The organism is Calothrix sp. CBUCES-K 9914 (assembly GCF_059640475.1).
In genome coordinates this window covers 1-20,980 of record NZ_JBXXZH010000170.1, presented here as the reverse complement: position 1 = coordinate 20,980, position 20,980 = coordinate 1, and the positions used below count along the sequence as shown (strand labels likewise).

The 20,980-nt window shown below is 36.9% G+C and carries 16 protein-coding genes; 5 read left to right on the top strand and 11 right to left on the bottom strand.

Going from position 1 to position 20,980, the window contains the following annotated elements:
- The 5 genes from AC2JBO_RS29895 to AC2JBO_RS29875 all read right to left on the bottom strand — a co-directional run.
- Positions 1-504, bottom strand: a 504-nt coding sequence (locus AC2JBO_RS29895; RefSeq protein WP_496957269.1) for a hypothetical protein, incomplete at its 3' end; no start/stop codon positions are given.
- 839 nt (positions 505-1,343) lie between these two features.
- The gene (locus AC2JBO_RS29890; RefSeq protein WP_496957268.1) at positions 1,344-3,350 is read right to left on the bottom strand and encodes a VapE domain-containing protein; all 2,007 of its coding nucleotides are present in this window, start codon (positions 3,348-3,350) and stop codon (positions 1,344-1,346) included.
- 1,318 nt (positions 3,351-4,668) lie between these two features.
- Positions 4,669-4,854, bottom strand: coding sequence for a hypothetical protein (locus AC2JBO_RS29885; protein WP_496957267.1), 186 nt, complete (start codon positions 4,852-4,854; stop codon positions 4,669-4,671).
- A 174-nt stretch (positions 4,855-5,028) separates the two neighbouring features.
- Positions 5,029-5,346, bottom strand: a complete 318-nt coding sequence (locus AC2JBO_RS29880) for a hypothetical protein (protein WP_496957266.1) — start codon at positions 5,344-5,346, stop codon at positions 5,029-5,031.
- Between the two features lie 223 nt (positions 5,347-5,569).
- Positions 5,570-5,947 carry a hypothetical protein gene (locus AC2JBO_RS29875; RefSeq protein WP_496957265.1) on the bottom strand — a complete coding sequence of 126 codons (378 nt, stop codon included), beginning with the start codon at positions 5,945-5,947 and terminating at the stop codon, positions 5,570-5,572.
- A gap of 765 nt (positions 5,948-6,712) precedes the next feature.
- Between AC2JBO_RS29875 and AC2JBO_RS29870 the strand changes: the two genes are divergently transcribed.
- Together AC2JBO_RS29870 and hsdR are read left to right on the top strand one after the other, a co-directional pair.
- Entirely contained in the window at positions 6,713-7,174 is a 462-nt protein-coding gene (locus AC2JBO_RS29870; RefSeq protein WP_496957264.1) for a hypothetical protein, read from the top strand.
- A 454-nt stretch (positions 7,175-7,628) separates the two neighbouring features.
- Positions 7,629-11,072: a type I restriction-modification system endonuclease gene (gene hsdR, locus AC2JBO_RS29865; protein WP_496957263.1), complete on the top strand. Its 3,444-nt coding sequence runs from the start codon at positions 7,629-7,631 to the stop codon at positions 11,070-11,072.
- A gap of 178 nt (positions 11,073-11,250) precedes the next feature.
- On the opposite strand, the gene AC2JBO_RS29860 is transcribed toward hsdR, so the two are convergent.
- Positions 11,251-11,541: a TRADD-N-associated membrane domain-containing protein gene (locus tag AC2JBO_RS29860; protein ID WP_496957262.1), complete on the bottom strand. Its 291-nt coding sequence runs from the start codon at positions 11,539-11,541 to the stop codon at positions 11,251-11,253.
- Positions 11,542-11,767: 226 nt separating this feature from the next.
- On the opposite strand from AC2JBO_RS29860, the gene AC2JBO_RS29855 reads away from it, so the two are divergent.
- The 3 genes from AC2JBO_RS29855 to AC2JBO_RS29845 are packed head-to-tail and all read left to right on the top strand — an operon-like array spanning position 11,768 to position 16,409.
- Positions 11,768-13,141 (top strand): helix-turn-helix domain-containing protein, encoded by a 1,374-nt coding sequence (locus tag AC2JBO_RS29855; protein ID WP_496957261.1) that lies wholly within the window; start codon positions 11,768-11,770, stop codon positions 13,139-13,141.
- Entirely contained in the window at positions 13,138-15,519 is a 2,382-nt protein-coding gene (locus AC2JBO_RS29850; protein WP_496957260.1) for a hypothetical protein, read from the top strand. Before AC2JBO_RS29855 ends, AC2JBO_RS29850 begins: the two co-directional genes overlap by 4 nt.
- Complete coding sequence (locus AC2JBO_RS29845) at positions 15,516-16,409, top strand: P-loop domain-containing protein (RefSeq protein WP_496957259.1); 894 nt, start codon at positions 15,516-15,518, stop codon at positions 16,407-16,409. The genes AC2JBO_RS29850 and AC2JBO_RS29845 overlap by 4 nt, the downstream gene beginning before the upstream one ends.
- Positions 16,410-16,741: 332 nt before the next feature.
- On the opposite strand, the gene AC2JBO_RS29840 is transcribed toward AC2JBO_RS29845, so the two are convergent.
- The 5 genes from AC2JBO_RS29840 to AC2JBO_RS29820 form a co-directional block, all read right to left on the bottom strand.
- Positions 16,742-18,652 (bottom strand): P-loop NTPase fold protein, encoded by a 1,911-nt coding sequence (locus AC2JBO_RS29840; RefSeq protein WP_496957258.1) that lies wholly within the window; start codon positions 18,650-18,652, stop codon positions 16,742-16,744.
- A gap of 280 nt (positions 18,653-18,932) precedes the next feature.
- Positions 18,933-19,814 carry a hypothetical protein gene (locus AC2JBO_RS29835; protein WP_496957257.1) on the bottom strand — a complete coding sequence of 294 codons (882 nt, stop codon included), beginning with the start codon at positions 19,812-19,814 and terminating at the stop codon, positions 18,933-18,935.
- A 63-nt stretch (positions 19,815-19,877) separates the two neighbouring features.
- Entirely contained in the window at positions 19,878-20,135 is a 258-nt protein-coding gene (locus tag AC2JBO_RS29830; protein ID WP_496957256.1) for a hypothetical protein, read from the bottom strand.
- Positions 20,136-20,175: 40 nt separating this feature from the next.
- Positions 20,176-20,691, bottom strand: coding sequence for a helix-turn-helix domain-containing protein (locus AC2JBO_RS29825; RefSeq protein WP_496957255.1), 516 nt, complete (start codon positions 20,689-20,691; stop codon positions 20,176-20,178).
- Positions 20,688-20,980, bottom strand: a 293-nt coding sequence (locus AC2JBO_RS29820) for a DUF6932 family protein (protein ID WP_496957254.1), incomplete at its 5' end; no start/stop codon positions are given. The genes AC2JBO_RS29825 and AC2JBO_RS29820, both read right to left, overlap by 4 nt.

Below are 20,980 nucleotides of genomic sequence, written 5' to 3'. Positions count from 1 at the left end.
CTTCCACTCCCACCCAACTGGACGGGGGTCGCGGCTGCGGGTATAACTGATAAACTCAAGGGTAGTTAGATTTTGACGCTCCTTTAAGAGAGTTTTAGCATTTAAGCCCAGGCGCTTTGCTAAGTTTTCATGTGTAAATGACCCTAGTTCAAGGGTTGGTTGGTGGTGAGGATTGTACGAACTAGGACGACGTTGATTATAGTTACCTTTGTTGGTGGCGCCTGTGCGGGCAAGTTGTTCGAGAGCTTTTGTCATTGCGTCCAGCTTCAAAGTAAATTGTGATTCGATTTTATTTAGATGCTCCTCTAACATCTCAACAGATTTACTACTTGGCGCCAAATCGATATCCGAATTGCTATCAAACTCGGTAATTACATCCTCTAACACTTGTAGTAACGCTATTGTGTGTCCTTCTCGATGTAGTCTCGATAGTTCCCTTACTGCAGGAATTAGTACAGTAGGAACTCGAATCATCTCACTTGTAGGTGCTTTCTGGTTGTCCATGATATCGATTGTGATATCTACATTGCTGATCTTAAGGTTTATTGGCACTCAAGCTAAATACAGCCCTTAGAGGTAATTGTAGTACATGAATACGATTACATGTGTTGGTGCTGTTTTTATGACACAGTTGGGGTACTTGGGAGTCGGCGCCTGTTTACTACTCTAAAAATTTAAAAATTTAAGATAGTAACTATTTATAGAAGCGGCGCCCTCCTAAAATCCTTCAATTGGGGAAGTAGTGTCAATGCAAACGCCAGGGTCGGAGATTACCGCGCTTGAGTTTTATGGAGCTGCCTGTGGAGGTTCGCGCCTTTGATATCTCCCCACCTTTGGCACAAAAAACGAGTGATTTTTTTGCATATGTAAGTTTTGATTTTTAATTTTGGCGATTGCATTATTTTTTTCACTTTTTTTAAAAAAAGGTGGGGAGGTGGGGACAGATTGCTTAAAGCGCTTATGTAGTAATAGTTTTGGGGTGTCCCCACCTGCGTCCCCACCTCATAAAAATATTGCAACTCGACCAAGTTGCCCCTATACAACCGTCAATATTTACGGCATCTCTAATATTTTTGTGCTTTACTCACTGGTAAAAACAGAGGTGGGGACAGGGGTGGGGACAAAGGTGGGGACAGGCTTAAACCCTTGCTACGAATAGATTTAAGATGATTTGTCCCCACCTCCCCACCTAAATACGGAATTTTGTGATTTTTTTTGATATGTAGGTTTTAATTTTTAATTTCGGCGCCTGCGTTATTTTTTAACTCTTTTTTGAAAAAGGTGGGGACAAATTCCCAAAACTCCTTGTATAGCAACAGTTTTGGGTGTCCCCACCTTAATTTTTACCCAACAGGCGCCTCGATAGCAGCTGCGTCACCCACATCTGGTTTGACCCAGCATTTTTTACTTTGAGCGTTGCGTTTCTCTATGCGTTTCCAACCCATGCGCTTAAGGATGTCAGCTACCCGCATCTGTTCAGCTTTCTTCTGCTGCCCAATTTCAATGTTTAAACAGTTCAGCATAATGTCAGAGACTGTTACTTCTGACCTTTGTGCTACATATGGTTCAATGTAATCTTCCCAAGAGTCGCTAACTTCAAAGGGTTTCATCAATTCAGCATGTCTAATTTTCTCGTCGTCCTCCAAATACCATTTATGACCTTGATGGTAAAGATGAACCGCTGCTGCCCAAATTTCATCCCGGTGTGAGCTAACCCAATCAATATCTATTCTTTCAGTTCCAAGGGAAACACACCAATAGCGACGGTTGCCAGTTGGGTCAGTTAGAAATTCGTCTTTGTTAGTGGAACCACAAGTAACAAATTGACGGGGGAAATCTTCTACTCCCTTACCATATGGAACACGAAACTTGTCCACTTTGACAGATAGAGATTTTTTTAAATCTGAAGCATCACGCTTACTTAAAAACCTATCAACCTCTGCAAGCTCATTAATCCAAGCATTATGTAATTGCATGATTGAGTCTTTATCATTACCTGTTCCTTCACAACTATCTGAGAACCATTCCCCTCCAAGTGCTGCAAAGAAAGTGGATTTTAAAGCTGATTGTTTGCCGTGTAAAATTAACACATCGTCCATTTTACAACCTGGCTCCATGATTCGCGCAACAGCCCCAATTAGCCATTTCTTGACCATTATGTCATAAAGAGGTTCTGTTGTCTTGAAAAGGTTTGTTGATAGTTTTTCTATTATTTGAGTGTCAGAATTAGTACTAACAACTTCATTTAAATAATCTCTGACTGGATGGTAGGTATTCTCTCTAGCTAGAGAGTAAACTATTAATTTGGTGTCTTTCTCTGAAAATTTTATTCCACAATCTGTAGCAATTTTATCTACTAAAGTGTCTATGATAACTGGTTGACCTTTAATTTGAACACTCAAAGAAAGTTCATTCCACCGCAATCCATCACCATAAACATTTCTAATAGCTTCCTTGCGCGCGTTGTGGATTAACGTCTTTTTCTTATCCACAGCTAGTAAATCATCTCGTTCTGGGTTTTTTTCTAATTTCTCTTGTATTTTGTCTCGTTCCCAATCTTTCTCAAGCTTCTTCCTCCATTCATCAATAGTTAAAGCATTGGCAACCAGTTTATTAAATTCATTTTCTCCATGCTGGAATATAAAGTCATCCATACCTTTGGCGCCTCCCTCTGGCAGTACTACTACCATTACCTTAGCCCCTTTGTTGGAGATGTCTATACTCATCTTGAGTAAAGCTTGCTGTACCTGGTACTTCGTCATTACATCGTTGTCAAAGCACAAATAAACGGTTCGTCCGAACTTACAGAAAACCTCTAAATTCCGATGTAACCGTCCCAGCTTCCGACAGGTAGTTACGCCAGGGATACTAAGACAAGCCAACAATATTGATAATGCCGCTGCTGCTTTTTTGGCGCCTTCGGTAACAAAAAGTGGGATAGCAACATCTTTTAACACTTTCGCCCAATATTCAGGGTCATCAGTTTCTAAAAACAACGGCGCCGTATCATACCCGGTGGCGCCGACATATTTCTGAACTTTACCATCCTCCCCAACCGGGGGATTATCAGGTTTAACTTGCACACCATCCTCGGTTCGTTCCCAACCCAACGGGTCTAGTCCTGTTACCTCCCAGCATGGTACAAGGTCATCACTATGTTTCCACCTACGCTTGTTGTTCCGGTTTAGTACTCGATCAACCTCGCGTGAATCATGAATGGTACGAAAGTTTTTCTCTATTATTGATGGCTTAATAGCACTGCCCAAGAATTCTTCCCAATGGTGAGGGTCTATATTGTTAGGGCGGGTTGCCAAACTTTCTTGAGTCGCTATGGTTTCTCTTGTTTTCACCGTCTTCACTCCAAAAATCTAAAACTGCTTGATTTTTGGGAGGATTCCTGTCTCAATTAATGTACAAATATGTCTCATGGGAACGTAGAAGAAGGCGCCCAACAAGGTACAATAAAATTAGGACAAGACATCAAATACAGCATTTGGAAAAGCTCCTTTGACGCGCACTTTGTCGCCAAACTCCGTTCGTCTAGGAACTCAATGATGTATTGTCCCCCCTTTTTTAACTAAAACTATTTGATTGTCCAATCTCTAATTAATCAAAGTGACGCGCACTCTTTGAATGCGCTCGGCATCAAACTATTTTACGTCTTAATTGCACACAACATTTTTTCCAAATAAATATTGCTTTCTTTACTCGTTTTTACTCTGTCTTGTAATTGCATGTTCTTCTGTTCTACTCCAAAGTAAAAATAAACTTTGGAGGGGTTTCCACGTCTTTAAGCTGCAAACGGCGCCTTCTATTTTAGTTACTTAGTACTAACTAGTTAACAGTTAATAGTACTGGTAGGCAAGAAAAGTAACCAATATAAAATCTGCCACATCTCTTTAACACTTTTGGGTGTAAAATGGTTGTAGCAAGGCGTATTGAAGCAGCTTTTGTGATAAGAACTTGACGTTGACCTCTCACAGTATGGCGTTTTGTTCTTAAGGTGCGCTTTAAAACCCCTGTCCAGTTTATTTAATTGAATAACCTAGTCTTAACTCGCGAGCGTTTGTGTTCTAGAGTGAAGGCTAGCTCGGCGCCACAGTGCTATTTGCGCTGTTTTACCGCAAATAGTCTGTAGCGCCTAGGTTTCATCTTACTACTAATACAACAACTTAGTAACACACCCAAAATCCCCTTTTTTGTTAACAAACGTAAACATTTCTACAGTGAAGCGAAAATTGAATATCAAAAACAGAGGTAGCAACGTCTTTTTGGCTACCTATTTTTGTATCAAGATTCAACGACAAAATTTTGGCTTCATGGTTTACAGCGCACAATTTAAAGTGCGGTGTTCCTGGAGCGTCAATACGCATTCTACTTCTTTAGATAGATTTTGGCTACAGTAAAGCAAGAAAAAATACTTATTTCTACCCTGGCGTTTTATGTTGTCTCTGAGTTAAGCAAAAAAATTCCTAGGGGAAACCGATTTCTGAAATATTGCCCCAAACCATTACAGATGGAGTGGTTCAAGAAAATAAAATACTAATACCTATGTTCTAAGACGGTAGTACAATGTGAACCACGGTTCACATTTGTCTGCATTTTAAACTATCGATGGTATCCATATTAAATATATATAGTCTCAGGTTGAAGTTAATACGTATAAAATTATCCTAGAGTTAATATTTGCTTTGATATGCTTACTACTAATTCTTTAATTTGTAACCATTGGCGCCCAAGTAAAACTTCTGTTAAATTCTTACCTACATGCACAGGGACGATGTATTCTTGTCCATCAAGTTTTATTTTCCCTAAGTAGATATCAAATGATGAAGTACCTTGTGCAGTTGTCATATCTTTTTTGCCAATTTTTAACCAACCAAAACCATTTATGTCTTGGTCGTTTATAGCCAGCCACGCACGCTCAACCGGTGTCGAACATAGATTCTATTTCTAGCCCTGAACCGTCCGATGCAATTAATTCTATTTCAAATAACAAGGCATCCTCAACACCAAAAGTCCCATTTATCATATCGTTCCGCACACACCTGTTTCGTTGATACGGAAAGTATACAACTCTCTTGAAGGATATTTTTCGCGCGCTTCTAAGGCGCCTTTAATATCATCTTGATTAATAAAATATTCGCCGCTGTCGGGTTCAATTGTTATATACCAGTTGTAATGAGTTTCTATTAATTCTGGCTTGAGTCTTTCAAAAATAGGCAGACAGCGCGCTCTAAAAGCTTCACGTTCGGTTTGGCGTTGCTCTTTCTGTTCCTCAGTCCACTGTATTTCTGGAAATATACGTCCTCTACGGAGCTGCTTTGTTGGTTTTGTTTCGGTCATGGCGCCTCATAAGAGTGAGCGATTTAGGTAATATCTATATATTAGAGCCTATAAACATCGTTCTTAAAATGCAATATTAACGGTAGCGTGGATACCATTGTTATATTCAGTAGAGAGCATCAATATCGATAACAGTACTAGTAACACTGTTATCGATACGAGTTTGTACTTGATAAATCCTATAAACGTAATAGGAAACTGAAACTACTCACAACAAGTACTTCTAGTTGCTACTATTACGTCGGTAGATAATAATAACGCTCAACACGCTAATTACGCCTACTGCGACGGCGCCGGATGCAAGTATGGAAGCAATTAAACTACTTTTAAGCATCGCTAGGGGAACAGCGATGCAGCCCAGCGCGAGAATAACGGCAACAGGCAATCCACCTTCTCGTAGGATTGGTGATACTGTTTTAAAGAACTGTTGTATGGGATTTAGTTCTAACTCTAATGGATTATTAGAGGTGTCTTCGGGCGTTAAATCAGTGGGTAAGTCACTATTTTGTTCATCCGAGTCTTTAGGAAAAACCATAATCTCACGGCAAGAATGCAAATTATCGTCATTCTCCGATTCGATGGTTGTAATGTCATCATTCATAAGACAAAAACCTCTTTATTTGATTGAGTCAGTTTTTCTCAAGGCTGCCAACCTGACTGAGATACATACATTCTAAGCACAAGAATTAGTAATTTGCTACAAGAATATGCCAGTTTGAGAAAAGTTTTTTATCTGAACAGATAAAAATCTGTCAATGAGCTAGATATTGATTTTTAGACCCATAAATGAACTAAGGCGATTAGATTTTGATGGGCTATCAATAGGGCGGAAAGAGCTTATTTATATAGACTTTAACTGCAATAACTCAGTCAGGTTGGCAATTGACTCAATCACAGAGGTCTAAGCTCTTCCCTTATTTTTATATTAACTTAATTACCACATTTGAACCAACTGAAAAGACAAATATAATACATTTCTTAGGGTAAGTAGGTTGTATTGCTCTTGTAATACGTACTGTCAGAATTACGTGTATCGCAGTATTCAGCAGGCAGATATCCAGTAGTATTAAACAGATTTTATCAAACAACACTACAGCAATATTTATGTTTACTCAGTTTTATTACACGCAAGCCGTTACGTAGTTATTCTTATGACAATTGTAGTGATGAGTGATTTATACATTAGCGCTTTTCACTTTAACAGGTCAAGCAAAGCTCATTCATAGACTAATACCTTATTCCGTTTCAGAAGAAAATAATTTCTCTAATACCTCGTAGCATTACTTAAAATCTATGTATCCAAACCCAATGTATAATTACGAACAATTACTAATGACGGCTTTAAAATTTAAACGTTTATAATGACATGACAAGAACAACTCACAAACTCTCCGATGAGGGATTACAAGAAGTTGAACGCAAAAGAAAATTAAAGGGATGGGGAAGAACATCCGAGGAATGGGCTAGATTAGGCATGAGTTCAGAATCTACATTAAAACGATTTTTAAAGGGAGAAACAATTTCTACCGAACATTTTATTGCTTTGTGTAAAGCGGTAGGGATAGAGCTTTGGCAGGAACTAGTTGACTGGCCGGATTCAGAGATGGATAGCACTAGAGTTATTAAGCTGGAGAAACAAGAATCTGAATCTGAAAACTTAATAGGCGATAATTCTACTAAGAACGAAAATTCGATTGGCAAATATGGGCTTGCCGTAACCGGAATTTTTAGCGCAGACAAAAAGCTTGAAATTGAGACGGCATTACAAGCTGTTAAGAACTTACTACTAAGCTGCCAAATCGTTATTCAGCCACAAAAAGATGATTAATTATTATCTAATAATTAATTTTAATACTTAGCTATATAATTTATCAGTGTGTTTTTAAATACTACCATTAACCTAAATAATACTTATCAAATTGTAATATTAGTGGCGGCTTGCGTTCCTGAATAGTTTAACTTACGCATTCTATATTTATCGGGGTTTACTATATGTAGTTCAGATACAGTTCAAAACATAGAGCCAGTTTTTTGTAGCTATGGCGCCCATTGTTCTTCTTTATCGCGCGTTAGTAGCGCGAGAAGGCACTTCAATTTTACAAATAAACTACTTCGAGTGCGGTTAAACTAATCACCACTGGCGCCCAATAAATTCACATGTTACAAACTATCAAGCGTAGTCTATACAAGCATTTACGCTTATAAGTGTAATTATTCTCATGGTCAAACCTTAAGTAATTTGCTATAAAATATACAGCTAATATGTATCATCCTCTTACCGAATGCCACAGCCGACTTCGCCTAATTTTGGATTCCTCGCGCAGCATGATCAGCAGCTAGCGCAGTTAGGCGCCTTGGCAGAAAGATATTTTGCGGATGACCCGAACACCTGTTTATTGAAGCTGCGGCAGTATGGTGAGTACCTGCTACGCCTGATGGCTGCTAGGGTTGGGATGTATGATGTTGATGATGAGCGACAAATTGATCTGATGCGGCGCCTTCGGGATGAGGGTGTATTAAAGCCTAAAGTTTACGATTTATTTGATGAGTTACGACGCGCGGGCAATGATGCAAATCATGCGTTTGGTGGTAATCAACGTGTAGCACTGAGTAATTTAAAACATGCTCGCTCGTTAGGTATTTGGTATTACCGCATTGTTACTAAAGATAGCGAGTTTTATCCCGGCGCCTTTGTTCCACCACTTAAACCCAAGCAGGATAATCAAGCTTTATTAGAAGAATTAGCAACGCTACGTAGTGAATTAAAAGCAACTCGTACAGAAAAAGAGTTGGCGCAGATACTGTTACAGCAGGAAGCACAGTTAAGGATATCAGCAGAAGAATTAGCGCGCGGGCTATCTGAGAGTAAGCAACAATTAGAATCTTTGCAAGCGGCTGCACAAACTGAGTCCAAGCAAACTATTCAAGAGACAATTACAAGAGCGCAGGTTGCAGGGGATAATATTGACCTGGATGAGCGGGAAACTCGGCGCCTCATCGATGTGCAGTTACGACAAGCTGGGTGGGAGGCAGATTCGGAAAATATTACCTATGGTAAGGGTGTTCGCCCAACTAAGGGTAAAAATCTTGCTATTGCTGAAGTTCCTACAAGTGATGGTCGTGCTGACTATATATTGTGTGTAGGTTTGCAGGTAGTGGCAGTCGTAGAAGCGAAACGTCAAAGTACTGATGTATATGGCGCCATTGATCAAGCGAAGCGTTACAGTCGCGGTTACATAGTTAAAGGTAATGAGACTTTACCCGGTAGTCCTTGGGGTGAATATAGAGTTCCGTTTACGTTTGCGACAAATGGGCGCCCGTTTTTAAGACAGTTGGAAACTAAGAGTGGGATATGGTTTTGTGATGTACGCAACGCTAGTAACATTCGTCGTTCTCTGAGTACTTGGTATTCTCCACAGGGTTTACAAGATTTGTTGGCTATAGATAATGAAGCTGCACACCAGAAGTTACAAGCAGAAGGGTTTAATTATAATTTGACGCTGCGTGACTACCAAATTCAGGCTATACAAAGAGTAGAAGCTGCATTGTCAGATGGCGCCAGAGAAATATTAATTGCAATGGCGACCGGGACGGGTAAAACTAAAACTACTATTGCACTGGTTTATAGACTTCTTAAAGCAAAACGTTTCCGTCGTGTTTTATTCTTAGTTGACCGCACTGCTTTAGGTGAACAAACATCGAATGCTTTCAAAGAAACTCGGATAGAGAATTTACAAACCTTTGCTGATATATTTGATATCAAAGATTTAGAGGATGTGGCGCCGGACAGGGATACAAAAGTTCACATCTCCACAGTACAAGCATTTGTTAAACGGATTTTATATCCTAGTGATGACAGTTCCATACCTACGGTTGACCAATATGATTGTATAGTAGTTGACGAGTGTCACCGAGGTTACTTACTCGATAAAGAGCTTAGTGATAAGGAATTAGAGTTTAGAGATTTTAATGATTATGTATCAAAGTATCGTAGAGTGTTAGACCATTTTGATGCTGTCAAGATTGGTTTAACAGCTACACCCGCACTGCATACAACAGAGATATTTGGTACACCTGTATTTACATATAGCTACAGAGAAGCTGTTTTAGATGGTTGGTTAATAGACTATGAACCACCATATAGAATTATTACTGCATTGTCTGAAGATGGTATTGTTTGGAAACCTGGGGAGGAAATGGAATATTTTGACCCCCTAACAGGTACTATCGATACTGTTAATGCACCAGATGAAATTAAAGTTGATGTTGAACAATTTAATAGACAAGTTTTAACTGAGGAATTTAACCGGGTGGTGTGCGAACAGTTAGCAGATTATATCGACCCTGAAGAGAAAACATTAATATTCTGTGTTAAGAATGACCATGCGGATACTGTTGTTAATTTACTCAAATTAGCACTACAAAAGAAGTATGGCAGCGTTGAAGATGATGCAGTTGTTAAAATAACAGGCGCCTCAGATAATCCACTACAATTAATTAGACGCTTCAAGAACGAACAAAATCCTAAAATAGCGGTTACTGTAGATTTACTCACCACCGGAATAGATGTTCCAGCTATATGTAATTTAGTCTTTATTCGTCGTGTAAACTCTCGGATATTGTACGAACAGATGTTAGGAAGAGCTACACGACGATGTGATGAAATAGGTAAGGAAGTATTTAGGATATATGATGCAGTTAATCTCTACGATGCTATAAAAGATTTTTCAACAATGAAACCAGTTGCGGTAAGACCGAAGGTTAGTTTTGCCCAGTTGGTAGAAGAAGTTATTACTGTGGAAGATACTAATACTGTTATTGACCAGCTTATATCTAAACTGCGGCGCCGTATTAATTCTAACCTCACCACGCCAGTTCGCTCAACGGGGGGAACCCCCGCACGCGACTGGCTCCCCGACCCCTCTCCTGTAAAGAGAGGGGAGGAAGAGAGGTCAAAGGTTGGTGAGAAAGGTGGAACATACCAAGTTAATAATCAAAACATTCAACAACGAATTGAGATTTTCTCTGGAATGCAATTAGAAGAAATGATAAATTACTGGCGCCAGTCTTCACCGCAGGAACTTAAACAATGGTTTGAGCAGCGTAAAAATATTGCTCAAATATTAGATGCCAAGGATGGAGGTAGAAAACCTGTACTCATATCTCGACATGCTGATGAGATAAGAAGAGTAGAAAGAGGTTATGGTGGCGCCCAGAAACCCGAAGATTATCTAGACAGCTTTACAGCATTCCTGCGGGATAATCTTAATAAAATACCTGCTTTGATAGTAGTTACTCAGCGTCCGCGCGAACTTACCAAAGCACAACTTAAAGAACTACTCATATTATTAGATGCCTCTGGTTACACCGAGCGTAACTTACAAACAGCTTGGCGAGAAAAGACCAACGAGGATATTGCAGCAAGTATTATTGGCTTTATTCGTAAAGCTGCACTGGGTGATGCATTAGTACCCTACTCAGAACGGGTGGATAAGGCGATGAGGAAGATTATGGGGATGCAAAGTTGGGCGCCTATGCAGCGTAAATGGTTGGATAGGATAGGTCAACAGTTGAAGAAAGAAACTATTGTTGATAGGGAAGCACTTGACCAAGGGGAGTTTAAAAATCAAGGTGGTGGTTTCCAACGGTTGAATAAGACGTTTGGTGGGGAGTTGGAGAATATATTGGTGCAGATAAATGATGAGTTGTGGAAAGATGTTGGGTGATTGTATGTTTGTGTTGAGGGCGCAATCAGACTCTTAAGCTTAACCCGGTAATAGTTTCAATTGTTTTCATACCCTTTATGCGGTAAAAATTGTGATGAGGGAGTGATGGTTAGAGAAGGTTTTGGGTTAGCTTTACCCATAGAGTCCATTAACCCCAAGAAGGTTACTTCCAAAATTATCACGGCAGCTTATTTAAAATTTCACATAGTTCTTCTTTTTTCTGTTTGGTGTGTTGAACGCTAACTAAAGTTGTCAGTATCCCACCTGATGTTGTCAAACTAGCTTCAGATATTTTCTTAGAATAGAATAACCCAACGCCAAATAAGGTCATTAAAGCTGATGTCGCAGTAATACCTAAAGCAAGGTTGTAGCTTTTACGTGTTTGTCGTAATAATTCACGGAGTATGTCTTCTTTAATATCGCTGTAGTCGTTTTTATTTTGGGGCTTGACGAAAAACTTAAATAGCATTGTTGTTCTCCGAAATGCTGTGCTGTTGGTTGTGATATTGGTATCCTATCCAGACGGTAAAATACATACCAGGGCAATAAGGTTTTGTTTGTGTCAAGTCTTTGCCCTATTGACTGTATGGTAATTTAGGGCAGATAGGGAAGTAAAGAAAACCTATCTGCCCTAGTTCTGGAAACTACAGATTCGTTATTGTTTATATACAAGTATCAATGACTTAGTGACAGCAATGCGTGAATCACATAAAGTGCGAGCGAGCGACGCAGGTAAAACCAGACTCCGACAAGCTATCAAGGACAACAGCCTAACTCAGCAAAAACTAGCCGACCTAGCAAATGTATCTGTAGATACAATTAAAAGGCTACTTGATACCAAAGATTGCCCAAATGGGGTTGAGCGATGGGCAGTTAATAATATCGCGAAAGTTCTACATATCAAACCTACAGACATAGTTGATGATAAAGACTGGTATCCTCAACGTCAGTTGCCATTAGAGTTTGAACAACTAATTAACGAAAAAACACAATTATTTTGTGGACGTGGGTTTGTATTTGATGCGATTAGTGATTTCTTACAAAATAACCCAAATGGCTATTTCACAATTCTTGGTGATGCGGGGATGGGGAAAAGCTCTATTGCAGCAAAGTATGTATTAGATAATCCAGAAACTATTTGCTTTTTTAATATTCGTGCGGTTGGAATGAACCGTCCCGAATTATTTCTGAAGAAAATTCGCCAGCAATTAGTTGTCCGTTTCCAATTACAAGATGTAGATGATGCGGATTTATCAACTTTGCTGATTAAAGCTGAGGGAAAATTATCTGAGGGAGAACGTTTGGTAATAGTTATTGATGCATTAGATGAAGTTGACCAAGAAGCGGCAGGAAATCTTTTATATTTACCAGAGATTCTTCCAAATCGAGTTTATTTTATCCTCACGAGAAGACCTTACAACCAAAATGATAAAAGGTTGATTTTTTCACCTAGTGTACCTAATCAAGAATTTGACTTAAGAGATAAATATAGGCAAAGTAATGAAGATGCTAAAGAATATATTTGGCTATTCATCCAAGATGATAGATATCAAAAAACTGTGAGTCGTTGGATTCGACACGAGCATCTTTTAGATGAAGATTTTGTCGAAGAATTAGCTGCTAAAAGTGAAAATAACTTTATGTATTTGCGCTGTATTTTACCAGCAATTGCCGATGGTTTTTACGATGATAAAGCATTTCATGAATTACCAGTAGGTTTACAAGGATATTACGAAAACCACTGGCATATTATGGGTATGACTGCTAAACCTTTACCAAAAAATAAAATCAAAATTGTTTATGTGATGTGTGCCTTACGTAGCGCAGCTTCTCGTGAGGTGATTGCAAAATACTCCAAGCAGAGTGAATTGAATGTGCAGGAAGTTCTTGATGGGTGGGCACAGCTGTTACAGAAGCAGGAAAGCTATCAACCATCACGTTATCGCTTTTATCACGAAAGTTTTCGAGATTTTTTGCACCGTCGGGATATTGTCCAAGCAGCAGGAATAAATTTGCCAGATATTAGTGCTGAAGTTGCCAAGAATATGACAGAGGGACTTATTTTATGAGTAATATTCGTACTTGGTTAGCAGAGAAGTCACCAGAAGAAATAGAGCTTTTTTTGGGTGAAGTCCCGCGTTTGTGGCTGGAAAGTGGGCAATTTCAAAAATTTTGTTCTTTGTTGACGGATTATGACTTTATTGAAGCAAAGATTAATCATACTAATTTTGGGGTGCAATTGCTCATTGAGGATTATAATTTAATAGATGATTTAATCTTTTTAAGATATAAGCATTATGATATAAAAATTGTAAATTCACTGAAGTTAATTCGGGGAGCTTTACAGCTTTCTACACATATTTTAAATAAAGATACAAAGCAGTTATCTGTACAATTATCAGGACGCTTACTAAATTGTGATGCGCCAAAGATTCAGGAATTGTTAGAACAAATATTGCAAAGTAATAGTATCTGTCTGCGTAGCTTAATACCTAGCTTGACTCCTCCAGGCAGCATTTTAGTTCGTACTCTTAGTGGTCATTGTAGTTCTATAAATTCTGTTGCTATCACATATGACAATAAATATGTAATTTCTGCTTCTGATGACACTACACTGATAGTTTGGGATTTCCATTCTGGAAGAGAATTGTTAAAACTCAGTGGTCATACCGCTTCAGTTAATGCAGTTGTTATAACACCAGATAATAAATACATTCTGTCTGGTTCTAGCGACAAGACCATAAAAATTTGGGATTTTACAACAGGTAAGTTAGTAGTTACCCTAACTGGTCATAATGATTCTGTAAATACTGTTATTGTTACATCTGATGGAAGACAACTTATTTCTGCTGCATCTGACAACGTAATCAAAGTATGGAATCTGGAAAAATTGAATGAAGAATATAGCTTTACAGCTAATGGAGACTCTGTAAATGCTGTTACTGTAACCCCAAATAACGAATACATCATTTTTCATTCCAATTATTTAGAAAATTTAGATTGTCGAACAAAAATAAGCCACGATTATTTGAACTCATATAATCTGAATACTGGAAAATTTAAGAAAATTTTAATAAACATGTGCCTCAATCAAAGTTTTAGCCAATCAATAGCTATTACTCCTGATAAATTAAAGGCAATTTCTGGCTCATCTAATAAGATTGTTATCAGAAATATAGAAACTGGCGAGGAATTTTTTCAATTAATTGGACACAGTGATGTAGTGAAAACAATCGCAGTCACGTCGAACGGTAATTACGTAATTTCCGGAGCCTCAGATAAAATGATTAGAGTTTGGAATTTAAAAACGAAAAAACATGTAACACTACGAGGACATAGTGAAATTGTTAATGCGGTCACACTTACTTCTGATAATAAATATTTAGTGTCTGCTTCTAATGATAAAACTGTCAAAATTTGGAATCTTGAAAGTGAAGAAAATATTTCTATTACAGACACAAGTCAAATAGCATTCAAACCAAAACAAACATCTTTTTTTCATGCTAAAGCAGTCATATCAATTGGGATATCTTTAGACGGAAGGCAAGTTGTTTCAATTTCTGAAGATGAAAATATTAAAGTTTGGAGTCTTAAAAAGTATTATTTGACGCAAGATTACTTTTTACCAAAAGAAAAATTTGTTTTCCCTTGGAATCAAAGAAATAAGAGTGAAACTGCCAATATTATCATTACTACAGATTGTAAATGGGCAGTTAGCAGAGTAAGAAAACATGCAATAAAAGCTTTTAATATACAAACAAAAAAAACTCTTTTTTTCAGAACATCATTAGGTTACATGTATGATTTTTTACGGTTTTTAGTGTACTTTTTTTTATTAATAAATTTATTGCGCTTTCCATTCATCATATATTTGATTATAGAAAATATTATTTTGGACTTATTCAATTTTAATTTTAGTTCATTAGGACTCCTTGTTATTTTGATTATAGACTGTATTGTAAATATGCTTATTATTATATTTGTTTTGATAATAATTAATGAGTTAGAAAACAAAAAATTTAATTTTAGTAAATTAACTACATGTTTGACTAAAAAAAATAAATATTACTTGATTGATGAAACTAAAAGTAAAATATTGAAATTTTGGAATATTAGAAAACCTAAAAAAATGTTTATTACTCAAGATTATGATAATCTTGTGAATTTTATAAATCCTAAAATCAACATAGAAAATACTAATATTTTAGATAATGAATTATTAAATTCTTTAGTCATAGCCCCAGGTGTGAAACATGCAATTTCTATTTCGAGAGACAACAACCTAAAAATTTGGGATTCACAAAGCTGGCGAGAAATTTGCAGTTTCACAGGAGATAGTAAAATCACATGTTGTGCTATTGCTCCAGACGGCACGACAATTGTTGCAGGAGACGAATCCGGACGTATACATTTCCTCCGTTTACAAGGTGTTGAGATTCAGCCATGAACGCCCTATCTCAATTACATTCGCAATTCCAAAAAATCATTGAACAAAAAAGCAAAAATTTTAATAACTGCGAATTTATATTTACGAGAATAAACGATTTCCTCCACAAGTGCGATTACGGCTATTTAACTATTGTTGGCGCTCCTGGTAGCGGTAAAAGTACTATCCTCGCTAAATTTGTAAGTTCCAATCTCCATCCAAGTATCAATATTATTTATTACAACGCTCAAATAGAAGGAAAAAATACATCTGAAGAATTTCTCAAATATGTTTGTACCCAATTAATTTGGGAAAAGGAGGAAACTCCTGATAACGTCACTGAGGGAAGTTGGTTTTTATCCTTGTTGCTGCAAAAAGTTAGTGACGAACTTCAACCCCAGCAAAAGCTGATAATCGCCATTGATGCTCTCGATGCAATTAACCCCAACAACCAACCACCAGGAACAAACTTGTTTTATCTTCCTCGATACCTACCCCAAGGGGTTTATTTTCTCCTTACCCGTCGTCCTTTCAAAAAAGAAAAATCTCGTTTATTAATTGAAGCACCATCCCAAATTCTCGATTTATCCGAATGTAACTTAAAAAACTGGGACTCGGAGAAAGCATTCATCAGACATTGGCAAAAAATACAAGGTGAGGGATTATCTAATACTGCCATGAAAATATTGCGGGTTCTCGCAACTGCGGAAAATGAAGGTATATCGGCAAGTACAATACTTCAAAGGATTCACTTTAAAAACACACCAACTGTTGATGTGGATATATTTGATGTCGAAGAATTTTTGGAAAATTGCTTTGAGTTTTTACAGCAGCATCAAGTAGACAACGAAGTTAGATACAGTTTTTATCATCCTAAATTTCGTGATTGGTTGGCAGAAAAGTTGAGTTAGGATAGACTTTTCCTTTCCCTTGTCAAAACTGCCTATTTTGAGCCAGAAATGTGATTATCTGATAAAATTGGGTACAAAGTCAAGTAAAAATAAAAAAAGTTACACTAAAATTTCAAGTAAGAAAAAACTTGTTACGGGGTGTTGTAAACTTGGTTACTCATCATTGAGTCAAGAAGTGCCTAGAAATTTTCGGCGCCGAGCCAACCCGTCTCACCGATTAATATAGGTAATAGGATTGGGTCAGTGTCTCAAAATATGCTTTTATTCTTGATTCAACACTGTGATAAAGTTCAAATGATGGTAGTCTAATATTACAAGACAAAAATTTTAATTTATGTGCTTTGTTTTTCAAGCTTCTCAATCATTTTGCTTAAATATTCTTCTATAAGTAACTCTAAACGATATCCACTAAGTTTACCTTTTCTATTATGAGCTTCATCTGATAATAAAGCTTTAACATTTTTAAGCCATATCAACTCTTCAAATAATTTTTGATTAATTTCATCAAACTTATATCGGTTTTTTAATGCCCAAAAAACACATCTTAAATTTTCAAAACTCATAAGTAAAAGTTTGTCTACAAAGTCAGATGGTTTTATATATTTCAATATTGGAACATCATAATAGTATTCTTGTTCTGAGGAATTGCTTATGTGAACCATTTTGTAAAACTTCCACACGTCGTTTTGCATGATGGTAAGTAAATCTTGAGCAGCATCGGACATTATTTGAAGACTTGCTGACTCTCTAGCTTTATCAACATAAGAACAGAATTCTTTAAATTCTCCAAATTCTTTCCCTTGATAACCAAGCCCAGCATAGCCTCCAAATATATCATCATTAGAAACATATGGTAATGTATAAATATCTAATTTATTATTGTCTCTCAAGTAATCAATATAAAGCTTTGACTCTTCAAGAATATTTTTTTTGCTTTTTTGATATAGTTCAGCATGAGAGAATACTAAAAAAAGTCCAGTGATGTGCCTAATAATTCCAAGTTCAATAAAATCTCTTTTGGCATATTCTACTTCTACTTTTTTAAGTAATTCTTCAAACTCATCGTCATTAAGATTCAAGTAGTGCCATAAGCGAACCCAATTAGGAGTATTTTCATCCTGAAAATATTTACTATTTGGCAGTGATTTTTCTAATTCTTGTATATCTAAAATGCCTTTATCAAAAAAAGTCTCCCACCATATAGCGTTGGGGAATGGGTCATGTAAATTAAGTAAGGTATATATCTTAATAATTTTTTGAAGTGGAGTTAGCTGTTCACTATTATTAACACCTGAACTGGTTGTTTGAGATGAACTAATTCTTTTACTTAGCACAGATACATATTCATCTTGCAGTTTACTAATATCTTTTGCTTGCATTGCTGCGCGTCTTATCTCAATAGAAAAAGCCATAAGTGTCTTTAAAATATCTTGGAGAATCTCTGACCTACTTTTTACTTTTTCTGGTAATACATTAAAAATTCTTTCAAAATCTGAAATGATTTGCCTTAAATTTCTTAAGTTTTGATATTTTGCGTTATTATATATATCTTGTATTAAGTCAGTATTATCAGATAAAAATTTTCTAACATCTTGATTATTCACTTCAGTAATAAAATTTTCTAATGCTCGTTCAAAATCAAGAGATATAGCAAAAGTTTGTCCAATAAGCTTTTCCTTAATACCTTTATAACTTTTAGTTAAATCATCACTATCGTGTTTTAGTAGTTCATCTTCATTAGCAATAATAATTACTTTTAAACCTTGATGCTCTACAAAATAATTAATATAGCCTAACAAATTACTAATATCTATCTTACAGCGTTCTAAGTCGTCAAATATCAAGATACTTTTATCCGTATTTTTTAGATACTCAGGAAGATTTATATCTGGAATTTGACTGTTGACTGTTACATCATCTTTAGTATCATTATCTAAATCAACTTTTATCGAGGTTTTGATTACTCCCTTCAGAATTTTTGCTGTTATCGCCATTCCCTTTGATGCCAATATAGGGTGTAATTGTTGAAAGAAAGCTTCTTCTATTTCAGAAAAACTAGTCATTCCGTAAAGGCTAATATACAAGCATTTCTGATTATTTTCTTTCAACTTTTCACGATATCTGTTGATAAACCATGTTTTTCCACATCCCCATTCGCCTTTGAGTAAAATAGCGAATCTATGAGCTTGAGATAAGCTCAAGTAATAATTTAAATAAGTCTCGATATGATTATTAATTGACATCTTCTCTTAAGTCATTTGTTTACTTTCATTCTACATACAATGAATTACATCGTCTACAATAAAAGAGATATATTGCCACTGTTCGGATGCATGTCAATATTCACATTCCGAGCAAGCGCGCTCACGGGCTTGGTTTTAATTCGCCTCACTAGTTTATAAATAGTGGTGCCAATTTAATTGAATCTATTATACTTTACTCGAAGATTAATGCATTTTTATTATCCCACTTCTCCATAACTTTTTTGACAATTTAAAATAATCAGGCGCCTCCCCAACACCATCAATTACAATCCGCCTTGTTGCGTTTAACAGGCATAGTAAACTTACTACTATCTGTAGTAGCTTCAAGCTTCGGCGCCCCTTCCCCTTTACGTAGCGAGAGAGCTTCTGCTTTCATCTTCTTACTAGCTTTGAGAAACTTCGGCGCCTCTTGTAGTGGCATTTGAGCAAGTGACTCGAAACCAAATGCATTTTTGTAAGGAAGGAACTTAGCTATTACAGAGACAAAGTATGGTTTCCCTTGTTCTTCCTTTGGCGCCTTGGGGTTAAATCTAAACGGTGGTACAAGTGCATCCTTCCAAAATAAAGGAACATGACTTGCTTTCATGTATTTAACCCGTTTAGTAATATCTGACTTTTTGATATATTCTAATCTTTGTTCTGTGAAGTTTCTGAAGATAGAGATACAAGGAGTTTGACAGACTGGGATAAATTGCCATATTCCACTAAGCTTAAATTGAAGGTCTTTTAATTCCCCATACATTCCCTCATTATTTCCTGAGTCAAATGCTATAAGCTGGAATCCTATTTGATGCGGTTTGTCTCTGCCTGGGAAGTGAATTATTTTAGGATAAACTATTAAACGATGATTATTATTCCCGGTATTGGCTATATGCTTCCTCAGCGCACCAAAAGCAATTGAACCTCTATTAGTGGGTACGTAGAACAATGGGTATTTATTACCTCCAAGTGTAATGGTGGCAGACCTTGTATCTTCTACGAACTCTACTACACCTGAGATTATACCTACTGCTGTGAACAATAATTCTGAACTAGGTTTGTCAAAATCTGTTTCTGTGAGTTGTGGAGTTGGGGGAATTTCTATAACCCTTTTAGGTTTTACTATTGGTGGTAGCACCCGTTTTTCTTGGTTATCTGACATAAAGGTTTTTTATTAATTATAAAACAGTGATAGGCGCCGTTATATTTGAATAATGCGCTTTGTTTATACTCCACCGTTGCGTATTATACGGTTAACCAAGCTTAAATAATCGTCTAATTCTCCATATCCATCTAATTCGTTTTCTTCATCCTCAGTTAGGGACGACTCACGACCGCGCGCTATTAATGTTTCAATGCGTTCTATTACAGTAGCAGAAGCGCGGAAAATCGGTATACCTTCGACTATGGAGATGCGAACGGCGCCGTCCAAAGGTAAAATCTTGGGTAAGTGTTCTAACTTTATGGGTAGATTAGTTGTCATTAAAATTAATAGCTTGCTATCACGGCGCCAGTTTAATTTATTATACTTTGCTTGTAGCTTGAGCCTTTTTCTTATCCCATTTTTCTATAACTCTCTTGACGTGTTCTATTTCTTCAAAGTCTACACGTACAGTGGCATTTTCAAATTCTACACCTAACACGGTAATAACTTCGATGATTTCTGCAAAGTTGGCACATTGATAATCAGTTTTTTCGTATTCCGCAACCCGCGCGCTTTCTATACCTAACAATGCAGCAAGTTCATCAATGCTGAGTTTAGCGGCAATTCTAGCTTTTATTAATGCATCTGGTAATTTACAGAAAGAATCTACTTTAATTGTGATTGGCTCATTTTTTGTACAATTAATAAGTGTTTCGTATTCAGCAATTTCAGCTTCTAACTGTTCTATATGACCTTGTAGGGCACTTCGGCTTTGAGAGTACCGGGTATAGTCTTTCTGAATAGCTGCTTCATCATTATCCATCGCAGCTATAGATTTTTTGAACTTAGTAACCCATTCAGTACTAACTTCATATTCTAATTCATCTTTAATCATGGTTCCCACCTCATTAAATCTATAGCTACAATGCCTTTTTTTCTTTTAAGTCTATCAGACTGAAAAAACTCGAATGAATTTTCTCCATAGTTACCGACAGGTTGGTCGGATGGAAAAAGCTCACCCTTGTATCGAGCTTTCATTCCAGCACGGTCATAATGGTTAAACAGTCGGGGAGCATTTATCCTAAGATAATCGTTATCTACCGTTTCCTTATCATAACAAGCATCAAAGTCAACTGGGTCAGATTTACTTGTCGTAAAGCTGCCGTTTATGTAAATTACTCTAC